The organism is Delftia sp. Lp-1 (assembly GCF_020523835.1).
GTDB classification, from domain to species: Bacteria; Pseudomonadota; Gammaproteobacteria; order Burkholderiales; family Burkholderiaceae_C; genus Comamonas; species Comamonas acidovorans.
The window spans coordinates 1,601,510-1,614,286 of the sequence record NZ_JAJALJ010000001.1; the positions used below are offsets into that span (position 1 = coordinate 1,601,510).

16 protein-coding genes are annotated in these 12,777 nt (G+C 67.0%); all 16 read left to right on the forward strand.

The annotated features are described in order from the left end of the window. Window positions 1–24 precede the first annotated feature (24 nt). The 16 genes from LGR64_RS06960 (at window position 25) to LGR64_RS07035 (ending at window position 12,769) form a co-directional block, all read left to right on the forward strand. Window positions 25–555: a phage regulatory CII family protein gene (locus LGR64_RS06960; RefSeq protein ID WP_199136431.1), complete on the forward strand. Its 531-nt coding sequence runs from the start codon at window positions 25–27 to the stop codon at window positions 553–555. Then, window positions 545–1,405: a hypothetical protein gene (locus LGR64_RS06965; protein ID WP_230355132.1), complete on the forward strand. Its 861-nt coding sequence runs from the start codon at window positions 545–547 to the stop codon at window positions 1,403–1,405. The genes LGR64_RS06960 and LGR64_RS06965 overlap by 11 nt, the downstream gene beginning before the upstream one ends. 17 nt (window positions 1,406–1,422) lie before the next feature. Beyond that, the gene (locus LGR64_RS06970; RefSeq protein WP_230355133.1) at window positions 1,423–1,764 is read left to right on the forward strand and encodes a hypothetical protein; all 342 of its coding nucleotides are present in this window, start codon (window positions 1,423–1,425) and stop codon (window positions 1,762–1,764) included. Between the two features lie 24 nt (window positions 1,765–1,788). Further along, a complete protein-coding gene (locus tag LGR64_RS06975) occupies window positions 1,789–2,859 on the forward strand; it encodes a YdaU family protein (protein WP_230355134.1) in 1,071 nt (356 codons plus the stop codon). Between the two features lie 199 nt (window positions 2,860–3,058). Next, window positions 3,059–3,547, forward strand: coding sequence for a hypothetical protein (locus LGR64_RS06980; protein ID WP_230355135.1), 489 nt, complete (start codon window positions 3,059–3,061; stop codon window positions 3,545–3,547). Continuing rightward, complete coding sequence (locus LGR64_RS06985; RefSeq protein WP_230355136.1) at window positions 3,544–5,640, forward strand: phage terminase large subunit family protein; 2,097 nt, start codon at window positions 3,544–3,546, stop codon at window positions 5,638–5,640. The genes LGR64_RS06980 and LGR64_RS06985 overlap by 4 nt, the downstream gene beginning before the upstream one ends. 4 nt (window positions 5,641–5,644) lie before the next feature. Continuing rightward, a complete protein-coding gene (locus LGR64_RS06990) occupies window positions 5,645–5,998 on the forward strand; it encodes a Mor transcription activator family protein (protein WP_197943846.1) in 354 nt (117 codons plus the stop codon). A 53-nt stretch (window positions 5,999–6,051) separates the two neighbouring features. Beyond that, the gene (locus LGR64_RS06995) at window positions 6,052–6,282 is read left to right on the forward strand and encodes a phage head-tail joining protein (RefSeq protein ID WP_097202184.1); all 231 of its coding nucleotides are present in this window, start codon (window positions 6,052–6,054) and stop codon (window positions 6,280–6,282) included. A 2-nt stretch (window positions 6,283–6,284) separates the two neighbouring features. Beyond that, complete coding sequence (locus LGR64_RS07000) at window positions 6,285–7,787, forward strand: phage portal protein (RefSeq protein WP_230355137.1); 1,503 nt, start codon at window positions 6,285–6,287, stop codon at window positions 7,785–7,787. Window positions 7,788–7,840: 53 nt separating this feature from the next. Beyond that, entirely contained in the window at window positions 7,841–9,922 is a 2,082-nt protein-coding gene (locus LGR64_RS07005; RefSeq protein ID WP_230355138.1) for a prohead protease/major capsid protein fusion protein, read from the forward strand. A gap of 41 nt (window positions 9,923–9,963) precedes the next feature. Next, window positions 9,964–10,320, forward strand: a complete 357-nt coding sequence (locus LGR64_RS07010; RefSeq protein WP_012206481.1) for a DUF2190 family protein — start codon at window positions 9,964–9,966, stop codon at window positions 10,318–10,320. Window positions 10,321–10,337: 17 nt separating this feature from the next. Beyond that, on the forward strand, window positions 10,338–10,646 hold the full coding sequence (locus tag LGR64_RS07015; protein WP_230355139.1) for a head-tail joining protein: 309 nt from the start codon (window positions 10,338–10,340) through the stop codon (window positions 10,644–10,646). 1 nt (window position 10,647) lies between these two features. After that, window positions 10,648–11,118 carry a hypothetical protein gene (locus LGR64_RS07020; RefSeq protein ID WP_213757786.1) on the forward strand — a complete coding sequence of 157 codons (471 nt, stop codon included), beginning with the start codon at window positions 10,648–10,650 and terminating at the stop codon, window positions 11,116–11,118. Between the two features lie 12 nt (window positions 11,119–11,130). Next, window positions 11,131–11,799, forward strand: a complete 669-nt coding sequence (locus LGR64_RS07025) for an InlB B-repeat-containing protein (protein ID WP_230355140.1) — start codon at window positions 11,131–11,133, stop codon at window positions 11,797–11,799. 68 nt (window positions 11,800–11,867) lie between these two features. Further along, window positions 11,868–12,305, forward strand: a complete 438-nt coding sequence (locus LGR64_RS07030) for a hypothetical protein (RefSeq protein WP_230355141.1) — start codon at window positions 11,868–11,870, stop codon at window positions 12,303–12,305. Window positions 12,306–12,313: 8 nt separating this feature from the next. After that, window positions 12,314–12,769 carry a phage tail assembly chaperone gene (locus LGR64_RS07035; protein ID WP_034392011.1) on the forward strand — a complete coding sequence of 152 codons (456 nt, stop codon included), beginning with the start codon at window positions 12,314–12,316 and terminating at the stop codon, window positions 12,767–12,769. Window positions 12,770–12,777: the final 8 nt, after the last annotated feature.

The window sequence follows — 12,777 nt, forward strand, 5'->3', positions numbered from 1 at the left end:
GATGGCTCGCAAGGGGTTGTGCTGATGAGTGCAACTTTCTCAGTTGGCATCGCCCCTGGCTATGTCGAAAGTGAGCCTCAAGCCGACATTGCCGCCGGCATGGACGTGCTCGACGCGGCTTATCTGATCGCGCAGACCAGTCAGGGCGGCATCAAGGCCCTGGCGGTGCGCATGGGCATCAACGCCGGCACGCTGCAGCACAAGCTCAACACCAACAACGACACCCACCACCTGACGTTGCGCGAATCCGTGCGGTTGCAGGTGGTGACGGGCAATGCAGCGGTGCTGCATGCAATGGCCAGCGAACTCGGTTTCGAGTGCCGGCGCACCCTGCCAGACCAGGCCGAGGGCGATCCGGTGGAGGCCTTCATGCATTTCCAGTCCGCCGTGGCCGAGGTCACGCGCGCCGCAGCTGATGCGCACCGGCAGCCGTCGCGCAATGCCGTGCGGCGCCTGGATCGCCAGGTGCAGGAACTCACGGTCATGGCGCAGTACCTGGCCCGCTCGGCACAGCAGCGCCTGGCTGCCACCCCTGGAGGTGGCAATGCGTATTGATATCAAGCCTGAGGGCGGTGCCCGATACAAGCGTGCCCTTGCCGGCCTGGATGGTGGGCAGATTGCTCAGGCCACGGCCGAGGCCATCAACATGGGTGCTGGCCGGGTCAAGAATTCCATGCGCTCTGAAATGCAGAGCGTTTTTGACAGACCCACAGGCTACGTGCTGCAGTCCGTGCAGGTGGTCAAGAAGGCCACGGCCGGCGATCTCAATGCCCTGGTGGCGCCTACCTACATGGGCGGCAAGGGTGTGGACCCGCAGCAGATCCTCGCCGCGCAGGAGGACGGCGGGCGGCGCCGCGACAAGCGAAGTGAGGTGGCTCTGCGGCGCGCCGGGATTCTTCCTAACGGATATCAGACTGCAATTCCAGCCGACAGGTACGGCGGGCCGTATCCGGGTACTGATGATGGGCGCGGCAATCTCAAAGGCTCGGTGCTGGTCCAACTTATCGCGTATTTCCAAGCGTTTGGCGAGCAGGGTTACAGGGCAAATATGTCCCAGGGCCGCAAGAACGCTCTGCACCAGCGCGGTGGCAAGGGCGTTCGGTTCATGGGGCCTGTGAAAGGCATCCGGTTCATCGTCGCATATGGCCCCCTGCGCGGCGGCGCCCGGACCACGGCGCGCGGCGAGTACGACCAACGCGTATCCAACTTGGGCCCAGGCATCTGGGCCATTTCGGGTACGGGCGGCGCTGACGTGCGCGCGGTGCTGATGTTCGTGCGCAGCGGCAACTACAAGCCCCGCATCAGCCTGGAAGCGGTGCGCAAGCGCTCGGGCGTCGATGAGCTGATTCCCCGCTGGGTCCGTGGCCGCGTCTACGACGCATTCAAGAAAGCCAGTCAGGGCTGATATCAGGAGAGATAGACATGCAACACATCACGCATCAGGTGACCTCGCATGACACCAAGGCGGATTCTTTCTCCGCCATTGGCAATGCCACGCGGGTGCGCCTCAACGAACGGCTGTACAGCAGCCTGGCCGAGGCCCACCGCCGGGGGCAGCCTGCCCTGAGCCGGCGCGAGCTGCGGGACTTCCACAACGAGTGCACGGGCGAATGGCTGGAGATCTCCAGCGTGGCCAGCACGGTAAATGCCCTGGTCGCGGCCAAGCGCGTGGAGGAGGTGGCGGCGCGGGCCTGCTCCCTGCCACCGCATCGCCTGGTCAAGCCTGTGCGCTGCCGCCTGCAGCAGGCGACGTTGACGGACTGAATTGATATCGAAGGTTGAGCAGGCATGAATCACTACCCCCACCACATCGGCGACTTCAACACCGCGACACGGCACTTGTCACGGCTGGAGCGTGGCATCTACCGTGACATGCGTGACATGTACTGTGACACCGAGGCAGCGTTGGACGGCTCCAGCTTCGATCTGCTGGCTCGGCGCCTGCTGTGCCGGTCGCCGGAAGAGATCGATGCCCTGCAGTTCGTGCTGGCCGAGTTTTTCACGCTGCTGCCCGATGGCCGATATCAGAACGACGAATGTGAGCAGATCGTGGCCCAGTTCCGCCAGCAGCAGGAGGGGCGCGAAGAGGTCAAGAGCAATGAGCACCTGCGTCAGAAGCGCAGCAGGGCTAGGCGTAGTGCTATCTTTTCTGCGCTTCGTGCTCTGGGTGTCGTGCCTGCTGCCAAGGCGAAAGCGGCAGAACTGATGGCCCTGTGCCGTCAGCATGGGATCGTTGTGACAGATACCAGTGTCACGCTCAATGGCACGGACTGGCTTGGTGGTGATACGGGCAATGTCACGCCACGTCACGGTGATGTCACGGGTGGTGTCACGCCTCGTCACGGCGATGACACGGGTAACCAGAACCAGAACCAAAACCAATACATACCCCCCAACCCCCCTGCAGGGGGGGCGAACGGTGGATTGGCTATCGCCACAGCGCTTGCAGGCAGCTTCCCGGAGCATCGGCGCACCCGGTTGGTGGACGTGGCCGACGCCGTGGCCGATGCCATCGCCCATGGCGACGTGACGGCCGAGGAGCTGCTGGCTGCCGCTGAGCAGCAGCGTGGACTGCTGGCGGCGAAGGATGGCAAGGCCTGCCCCAGCCTGCTGCGCTGGGTGCGTGAGCAGCGTTGGAAGGACGTGGTGATGCTGGCATCTTCGGCTGGCGAGGGGCAGCAGCCCGACAACTGGGCGGACACACGCAGCGGCGTCGAGGGCATGGCGGCCAGCTTGGGCATGCCGGGCTACGACGACTGGTGCGATGCGCGCGCAGGGCAGGGCCTGCGGCGGGCTTTTGCGGACTACGAGGGGGCGGTGCATGCGCTGCTGGCCGAGCGTCAGGGGGTGTCGGCATGACGGTGCGCACCCTCATCGGCGCGGCGGCGTCCCTCTCGATGTGCTCAAAAAATAGGCAGGATCGCGGGTCCTTTTTGGCCCCCTTGGAAGCGGGTAATTCGAGCCGCGTGTGCGGACTGTTGCGCAACCTTCCTAAGGGGGTTAAGTGAAGGTTCTGCCTTACTTTGATGCTCCTATTTCGCAAGCAGAATTCGCTGCTTTGATCGGTGTCAGCGAGGCCCGCGTGAGCCAGCTGGTGAGCGAAGGCGTGATCGTCCGGGGCGATTCGGGCCACGAATGGCTGCTCGCCTACTGCGAGCGCCTGCGCGACCAGGCGGCGGGGCGTGCCTCGGCCGGTTTGGGTGGCCTGGACCTGGTCCAGGAACGTGCGGCGCTGGCGCGTTCGCAACGTGTGGCCCAGGACCTGAAAAACGCTGTCTCCAGTGGCGAATTCGCGCCCATCGGTGCTTTGGCGGACGTGTTGGGTCTGGCCAGCTCGGCCGTTGTGGACCGCATGGACCAGATCGAGGGTCAGTTGCGCAAGGCCTGCCCGGATCTGCCCGAGGATGCCCGTGTCACGGTGCTGCGCGTGCTGGCCGATGCCCGCAACGAGTGGATTCGGGTCACATCCAAGCTGATCGGCGAGCGCGTGGCGGCCATGGCCGAGGCGCCCGACGAGGATGAACTGGACGAGGAGGCCGCATTTTGAGCGCACCCCTGTCGAGAGAGGCGATTTCCGCCATCCAGGCCGCCGTGCAGCTGGGCCTGTCCAGCCTGCGGGCCGATCCGCCGCAGACCCTGTCCGAATGGGCTGCCGACAACTTCCTGCTGGCTGGCGAATCCAGCCACCAGAAGGGCGGTTGGGTGGCCTGGCCGTTCCAGGTGGGCATTCTGGACTTCATGAGCGACGACCGGATCGAGGAACTGGCCGTCAAGAAGTCCAAGCGCGTCGGCTACTCGAAAATGATCACGGCCTTCGTCTGCTACAACATCGCGCACCGCCGACGCAAGCAGGCGCTGTGGCAGCCCACGGACGATGACCGTGACAGCTTCGTCAAGACCGAGATCGAGCCCCTGCTGGACAGCAAGGACGGCGTGCCTTCGGTGATCGCGGCCCGCAAGCAGGGCAGCCGGGTCGAGGAGACCATCAAGTACAAGCCTTTCCGCGACAGCGTGCTGCACCTGCTGGGCGGCAAGGCGGCTCGGGCCTATCGCCGGATCACGGTGGCCGTGGCCATCCTGGACGAATGGACCGCGTTCGACCAGACCATCGGGGGCAGCAAGGACAAGTCGGCAGGCTCGCCCGGCACCTTGGCCAAGGGCCGACTGGAGGGCGCTCCTTACCCCAAGTTCATCGGCGGCAGCACGCCCGGCATCAAGGGCCTGTGCCACGTCAGCCGAGCCTGCGAAGATTCCGAGGATGAGGTCGATTACCTGATCGAGTGCCCGCGCTGCGAGGCCGAGCACCCGCTGACCTGGGGCGGCAAGGAGGCCATGCACGGCTTCAAGTGGGAGGCCGGCAAGCCTGAGACGGTGCGCCACATGTGCCCCCACTGCCGGGAGTCCATCAGCCAGGCCGAGTACCTGCCGGGCGGCTGGCCGCTGACGGGCGCCTGGGTGTGCCGGCGTTCTGGCCGCCGCTTCGGCGCCGACCGCATCTGGCGCGCTGCCGATGGCACGCCATGCAGGCCCCCACGCACGCTGGGCGTGCACATCTGGGCCGCGTACAGCCCGCAGCGCACCTGGGCGTCCATCGTGGACGAGTTCGAGAAGGCCCACCGCGCCCTGCAGGAGGGTGATGCAGGCCCCATGACCTCGTTCACCAACGAGACGCTGGGCCAGGCCTGGGAACTGAAGGGGGAGGGCACTGACGACCATGTGCTGCAGGCCCGTGCCGAACCCTATGCCATCGGCACGGTGCCCGTCGGCGGCCTGGTGCTGACGGCTGGCGTGGACGTGCAGCGCACCTGGTGGCAGATCAACGTTTGGGCCTGGGCGCGCGGCATGGAAAGCTGGATCGTGGACCGCCACATCATCGAGGGCAACCCATCCAGCGAAGGCGATTGGGCGCCCGTGACGGCCTACCTGCAGCGCCGTTACCGCCAGGCCTGGCACGGCGGCAGCCTGGGCCTGAGCGCCATCAGCATCGACTCGTCCGACCAGACACAGGCGGTCTACAACTATGTCCGCACGCACCAGCACATGCTGCCCAACCTGCGCGCCATCAAGGGCGACAACAACGACAACCGGCCCATCGTGGGACCGGCCAGCATGCAGGACATGGACTGGCGCGGCCAGAAGATCAAGCAGGGCATCAAGCTCTGGCTGGTGGGCGTGGACAACGCCAAGGACCTGCTGCTGGGCCAGCTGGCGATCACGGACGCCGGCCCGGGGTGCGTGCACTTCAGCGAGGATCTGCCGCGCGAGTTCTTCGAGCAGCTGACCGCAGAGCAGCGCATCCTGGCCAAGGTCCAGGGCCGCGAGGCCTACCGCTGGGTCAAGCGCCGCCAGCGCAATGAGGACCTGGACTGCCGAAACTACGCCATCCACGCGGCCATGGCCCAGGGCCTGCACAAGTACACCGATGCGCGCTGGGCGCAGGTCGAGCAGATGGTGCAGCCAGCCCGCGACCTTTTCAGCCCACCCGAAGCGCCCGCCAGCGTGGCGCCGCCGGCTCCCACGGCTGCGCCCACGTCGGACGCGCCACCCGTTTCCATCACCACCGCGCCCCGTGCGTCGGCCCCCGCGCCGCGCCGTGCGGCACCCGTTCGCCGCAACGGCGGTTTCTCCCGCTCCTGGTAGCCCCATGACCCCAAAGATCAACGCCCCAGCACCCCACATGGCCCCCGATGCGGCCAAGAGTTCCGCCATGCCAGAGGCGGATTTCGCGCCCGATCTGGTGGATCGCATGTTTGACTATCTTGTTGAGCTGCTGCCCGAGCTGCGCGGCAGCCCTGCCGCCATGGAGCGTGTCCAGCTTCAGCTGCGCCGGGAGTTCGCCGGCCAGGATGCATACATCCCTGCCAGGTCCTCGGTGGACAAGGCCGAGGAGCGTCGGCAGGTGCTGCGGCTGTGGAATGGGCGCAATGCCACGGCCGTGGCGCGCACGCTGGGCATCAGCCGTGCCACGGTGTACCGGCACCTGAAGCAGCCCGGCTGAAACCGTCTCAGGTTTCCGGGAAATGAGACAGTTGCCCCGGTAGCGTGCGGCATATGAGCACGCTCCAAGACCTCCAGATGCGCCTCGCGCGCCTCAATGCCGCCATCCACAGTGGCGAGCGCACCATCACGACCGAGGATGGCGCCTCGGTCACCTATCGCAGCCTGGACGAGATGATGGGCGCGCGCCGGGATCTGCACACGCAGATCGCGGCCGTGGCTGGAACCGGCCAGCCACGCGCCCTGGTGGCGCGGTTTCGCTTCGCCGGCCTGCGGGACCGTTGATCATGCAGCGCCGTACCGTAGCCCGCAGGGCCTCCCCCACGCTGGTTGACCGTGTTGTCGGCTATTTCTCGCCCGCGCAGGGCGTGCGCCGCCAGGTCGCCCGGGAAATGCTGGTGCGCGCCTACGAGGGCGCCAGCCGCGCCGATGGCTGGCGCGTCAAGCGCTCGGGGGCCAGCCCCACGGCAGACCACGCCGCCGATGCGCGCGAACTGCGCATGCGTGCGCGCTCACTTGCCCAGAACGTGCCGAACATCGTGCGCGCCATCAATGCCGTGCTCGCCATGCGCGTGGGCCAGGGCATCGTGCCTGTTTGGGCCGACGAGGGCCTGGCCAAGCGCTGGCGCGAATGGGTGCCCCATGCCGACTACGACGGCCTGCTGGACTTCTACGGCCTGCAGTACAAGGCCGAGCGCACGCGCGACGTGGACGGCGCCGTGCTCATCCGCAAGCACATCCAGCGCATGGGCTCCACGGTGCCGCTCAAGCTGCAGCTGCTGGAGATCGATTTCCTGGACGTGGAGCGCAACGGCGTGCTGGCCGGCGGGCGGGAGATCATTCGGGGCATCGAGTACGACAAGCGCGGGCAGCGCTTGGCCTACTACCTGTTCGACCGCCACCCGGGCGATGCCGGCATGTGGACCGTGGGGCGCAGCGGCACCAGCCAGCGTGTGCCGGCCGATGAAATCATCCACTTCTTCGACTCCGAGCGCCCCGGCCAGCAGGACGGCATCACGCGCCTGGCGCCCATCATTGCCAAGGTGCGCGACCTGCATACATACGGTGACTCTGAGCTGCAGCGCAAGCAGCTCGAATCGCGCATGGGGGTGCTGGCCGAGATGGAAGGGGCCGGAGGCATGCCGCCGCCGCTGCCCGAAGAGGCCGGGGGGCAAAAGCCCGGCCTGATGGACCTGGGCGACCTCGCTGGCGGCGGCATCGTGGGCCTCCCGCCGGGGATGACCAATCCCACCTTCATCGAGCCCAAGGCCGTGCCGGGCTTTGGCGACTACATGAAAGGGGGCTGGAAGGAGGTGGCCGCAGGCTATCGCTGCCCCTACGAGCTGATGACGGGCGACCTGACGGAGGTGAACTTCAGCACCTCGCGCATGAGCATGAACCAGTTCCGGGCCGAGGTCGAATCCGAGCAGTGGCGCGTCACCGTGCCGCGCCTGTGCACGCCCATTGCGCGGTGGTTCCTGGCGGCCGTGGATCTGGTGGCCACGGTGCCGGCCAACGTGCAGGCGCCGGACTGGAGCACGCCCCGCTGGGCCAGCCCGAACCCCGTGCAGGACGTGGCCAGCGACCTGAGCGCCGTCAAGGGCGGCATGCAGAGCATCAGCGAAGTCATCCGGCGCCGGGGCTATGACCCAGAGGCCGTTTTCAGCGAGCTGGAGGGCGACCTGGTGCAGCTGCGTGATCGCGGCATCCTGCCGCTGCTGGCCGCGCTGTGGGGTGCGCAGAACCCCATCGATCTGGTGGCCCAGATGGAGGGGCAGGGGCAGAAGTGAAATCGTCTCAGTTTTCCGGGATTTGAGACAGTCAAACCGGAAAACTGAGCGCCATGCCACAAGCCAACGCCCAATCTTCCGCGCCCCAGATCCACGATTTGCCGGTGCAGACGCGCGCCGCAAGCCTGGTCCCTGACACCTACAACGAGGCCGAGGGCACGGTTGAGGTGGTCTGGACCACGGGCGCCAAGGTGCGCCGCTACGACTATTGGAACGAGCGTCCCTACGACGAGGACCTGCAGATCACCCCTGAGGCCGTGGACATGGCCCGCTTCGATGCCGGCACGGTCCAGGTGCTGGACGGCCACCGCAGCTACGGCGGCGTCGCCGCCATCCTTGGCATCGCTGTACGGGGCTGGATCGAAGGTGGTGAAGGCCGGGCCGTGATCCGGCTGAGCCAGCGTCCCGAGCTGGCCGGCATCGTGGCCGACATCCGCGCCGGGATCATCCGCGCCATCAGCTTTGGCTACAGCGTCCAGCGCTACGAAATCACCCGGGCCCAGGACCGCACGGACGGCATCAACGTCGATCTCTACCGCGCAGTCGCCTGGACTCCGCAGGAAATCTCTTTCGTCACCGTGCCTGCCGACCCCAACGCTGGCACGCGCAGCGCACCCACTTCCCAGGCCCCGTCCGGTGCAGCGCCCCAGGGCGGCATGCCGTGCGAGTTCTTTCAACGGGCAGCCGCCCAACCCACCACCCAGGAGCACCAACGTATGCCCCAAGCAAACCAAGCCGGTGAAGGCGGCCAGACCGCCAACACCCCCCAGGGCGCCGCGCCCACCAACGTCTCTCAGGTCCCGCAGAACCGCCAGACTGAGGGTGCGCCGCAGCCCGCGCCTGCCGGTGCGTTCGACGGCCAGCGCGCCGCCGACATCGTTGCGCTGTGCCAGCGCCACAACCTGGCCGATCTGCAGGCCGACCTGCTGCGCAACCAGTCCACCATGGACCAGGCCCGCGCCGCCGTGCTGACGGCGCTGGACCAGCGCAGCCAGGCCAACGCCAGCGGACCCACAACCACCATCCGCACCGTGAGCGATGAGCATGAAACCCGCGTGCGCGGCATCGAAAACGCGCTCATGCACCGCCTGGACCCTGGCGCGCAGCTGGACGACAACGGCCGCCAGTACCGCTCGCTGTCGCTGGTGGAGATGGCGCGCGAGGTGGCCGAAGGCCTGGGCCAGAAGACACGGGGCATGAGTCGCGCCGAGATCGTCAACGTGGCGCTGCGCGTGCGCTCCGGCATGTTGGGCACGGGCGACTTCCCCGCGCTGCTCGGTGGCGTGGGCCAGCGCGTGCTGCGGGCGGCCTATGACGAGGCGCCCAGCACCTACCAACTGTGGGCGCGCCGTGCCTCCAACCTGCCGGACTTCCGCATCCGCCAGGCCATCGGCGTGGGCGGCGATGTCGAGCTCAAGAAGCTCAACGAGCACGGCGAGTACACCTACGGCAGCCTGTCCGAGGATGTCACGGGCTACCGCGCCTTCACTTTCGGCCGCTCGCTAGCGATCACCCGCCAGATGATCGTCAATGACGATCTTGACTCCCTGACACGTACAGGGACCAAGTTTGCCGCCGCAGCGCGGAGCCTGGAAAACCGTCTGGTTTATGGCCAGATCCTCAATAACCCGGACATGTCCGATGGCGAGCCGCTGTTCGATGCCGAGCACAACAACCTGCTGACCGGCGCAGGGTCCAAGTTCTCGCTGGAAGCACTGTCCAGCCTGCGCACGCTGATGCGCAAGCAAAAGGGCCGGGATGAGGAGACGCTGAACATCGCTCCGGCCTACCTGCTGGTCCCCTCCGACCTGGAAACCCTGGCCTACCAGTACACCAGCCCCAACTACCAGCCCACCAAGGCTGGCGACATCAACGAGTTCCGTACAGGCGGACGCACTGCGCTGGAGCCCATCGTGGAGCCGCTGCTGGATGACGTGTCCACCACTGCGTTCTACCTGGCGGCCCGCGCTGGCCAGATCGACACCGTCGAGTACGCCTACGTGGACGGCTACGAAGGCCTGCGCACCGAGACCTTCTCCAGCGAAGACGTGGACGGCGTGAAGCTGCGCGCCAGCCTGGACTTTGCCGCCAAGTGCCTGGACTGGCACGGCCTGGCCAAGAGCAACGGCGCCTGAGCGCGCCGCCATCCACACACACGCTTTCAGGAGTTCAACCCATGAAAAACTACCAACAGCGCGGCCACGTCATCGAGGTCCCGGCAGCTGCCGCCGCAGTGGCAGCAGGCCAGGCCGTGGCCATCGGTGCCATCCTCGCCGTAGCCAATGGCCCGGCCCAGGTCGGCGAGCCCTACAACGCCGAGCGCGTGGGCGTCTTTGTCCTGCCCAAGGCGGCAGGCACCGCGTGGACGCAGGGCCAGCCCCTGCGCTGGGATGTCGAAACCGGCGCGTTCGCCGTTGGCGGCGCGGCCACGGCCGGCGACGTGACGGGGGCGGCGTTCGCCTTCGAGGCGGCCGACAGCGCGGCCACGCAGGGCGCCGTCTGCCTGCCCGGCGTCATCGGCACGGTCGCCTAAGCGGAGCGGGTACTGGCATGACTTTCCTCCTCATCCCAGGCGCCGAGCGGGCAGGGCGCGTGCGCTCTGCCCAGCAGCGGCACCACGCCAATGCGGTGGCTGTCTGGCAGGGCGGCGAGCCCTTCGGCGTCATCCTGCGGCGCGGCCCGCGCGAGGCCTTGGGGATGGTGGGTGCCTACGTCCTGGCCTGCCGGCTGCCCGCTGACATGGTGCCAGGCATCGCCCAGGGCGAGCCCATCGAGATCGACCAGGTCGCCTACCGGATCGCCGAGCCGCCCCAGCCCGATGAGTCCGGCTGGCTGCTGCTGCAGCTGGAGGAGGCCTGACATGGCGCAGCACATGCAACAGCAGATCCTGGCCGCCTGGCGGGTGGATCTTGTGCTCGCGGCCACCCTGGCTGGAGACAGCGTCCGTGTCGAAGGTCGCAACGCATACCCGGTAAGTGCCCTGCCAGCCATTGATATCAGCGCGGCAGACGAAGGCATCGAACCCCTCTCGGGCGGGCGCGGTGGCCTGGCCACGCTGCACCGGGAATTCCTGGTCGATGTCACCAGCATTGCCACAGGCGACCAGGCGCGCGAGCAGGCCATGGAGCTGCATGCGCAGATCGAGGAGCGCATGGGGCCTGCTGCGGGCGGCGTGCTGGCCGGCCTGCTGATTGCGCCACCGCGCCTGCGCGGCATCCGGGGGCAGTGGGACGACGCCGCTACCCAGCCCATCTACATCGTGCGCGGCATGTGGCTGTGCCGATACCTCACCGCCGAGGGCGCTCCGCGCGGCCCGGCATCCCATCCCTGAAAGGAAACGACCATGGCAGTCCAAAACGTTCGTACCTCGGCCGGCAGCAAGCTGCTGATCTGCGCCGCCCGCCCTACAACCTACGATGCGGCCGGCTTCCAGGCCCTGGCCTTCAAAGAGATCGCTGAGATCACCGACCTGGCCGAACTGGGCCGGGAATACAACCAGGCCACGCATTCGCCCCTGGCAACCCGCCGCATCGTCAAGCGCAAAGGCAGCTTTAACGATGGCAGCCTGTCCGTGCCCATGGCCCGTGACATGGACGACGAGGGCCAGGTTCTGCTGAAGGCCGCCTCCATGTCCGACGACAGCTACAGCTACTGCATCCGCCTGCAGGACGGTTCGAGCCACTACTTCACGGCGCAGTGCATGAGCTTCAAGCTCAACGTGGGCAGCGTCGATTCCATCACGGCGCACACGGCACAGCTGGAAATCGACAACGACATCATCGAAGTCCCGGCCATTTCCTTCACCCTGGTCTACACGGCCGGCGCCAATGGCTCCATCGTGGGCGTCGCGAGCCAGACCGTGCTGCAGGGCGCCACGGGCAAGCCCGTGTTCGCGCAGGCTGCGGCCGGCTTCGACTTCGAAAAGTGGAGCGACAACAGCACGGAAAACCCGCGCTCCGATGCCAACGTGCTCGCCAACGTGGCGGTGCAGGCCAGCTTCATCCCCGAGTAATTCGCCGCCGCCTTGCCCGGCTGTGGCCGGGTGGCATGCCCCTCTGTCTTTCATTCATTGCCACCACCATGCTCAAGCTTTCCCAGCTCCGCGTTGCCGACACCGCTGCCCTGCACCTGAAGGATGCCGCCGGCGAACCCCTGTACTTCAAGGACCCCACCAAAGGCGCTGGGGCTGTGGAGCAGCCCGTGCTGATCCATGTGTACGGCCCCGGTTCGGAGCCCTACCGCAAGGCCCAGCTGGGCGCCCAGCGCCGCGTCATGGCGCTGGTCAAGAAGAACCGTCGCGCGCTGGAAGAGCGCACGCCCGAGGAGCGCACGGCCGACACCGCCGCGCTGCTGGCGGACATCACGCACTCGGTTGAAGGCCTGGACCTGGAAGGCCGCCCCGTGCGCGAAGGGATGCAGGCCCTGTATGCGGACCCTGCTGCCGGCTGGGTAGCTGATCAGGTAAACGCCTTCGCGGCGGACTGGGCAAATTTTTCCAAGAGTGCGCCGAAGGACTGAGCCTCTACGTGCGCACATGGGCGTGGCTGAACGCCCCGCTCAAGCCCAAGAACGGAAAAAAGACCCAGCAGCAAGATGATGAACCCAGGATCACGCGCATCGAGGAATTCAAGGCAGAAGGCCGCGAGCCTGACATGCCCGACCCTGGCCCGGCCGGCTATCTCCTTGAAGTGTTCTTCGACCTGGGGCCATCGCTGCAGTCGCCCATGGGCGAAACGCCCATCGGCTACGAGCAGCTGGTGGCATGGCAGTCCATTCACGGCGTGCGGCTCACGCCCTGGGAGGGCAAAACGCTTTGCGACCTGTCCATCGCGTGGCTGGTCGCCAAGGACGCTGCCAAGGACCCTGGCGCCACTCGGCCAGGCAGTGTCGATGAGTCACCTGAGCAGGCCGAGGAGCGACGCCAGCGTGTGTCCAGCGGCCTGGGCGACATGCTGCGCTCGTTCCGGCGCGCGCCGAAGTGACCTGCAGG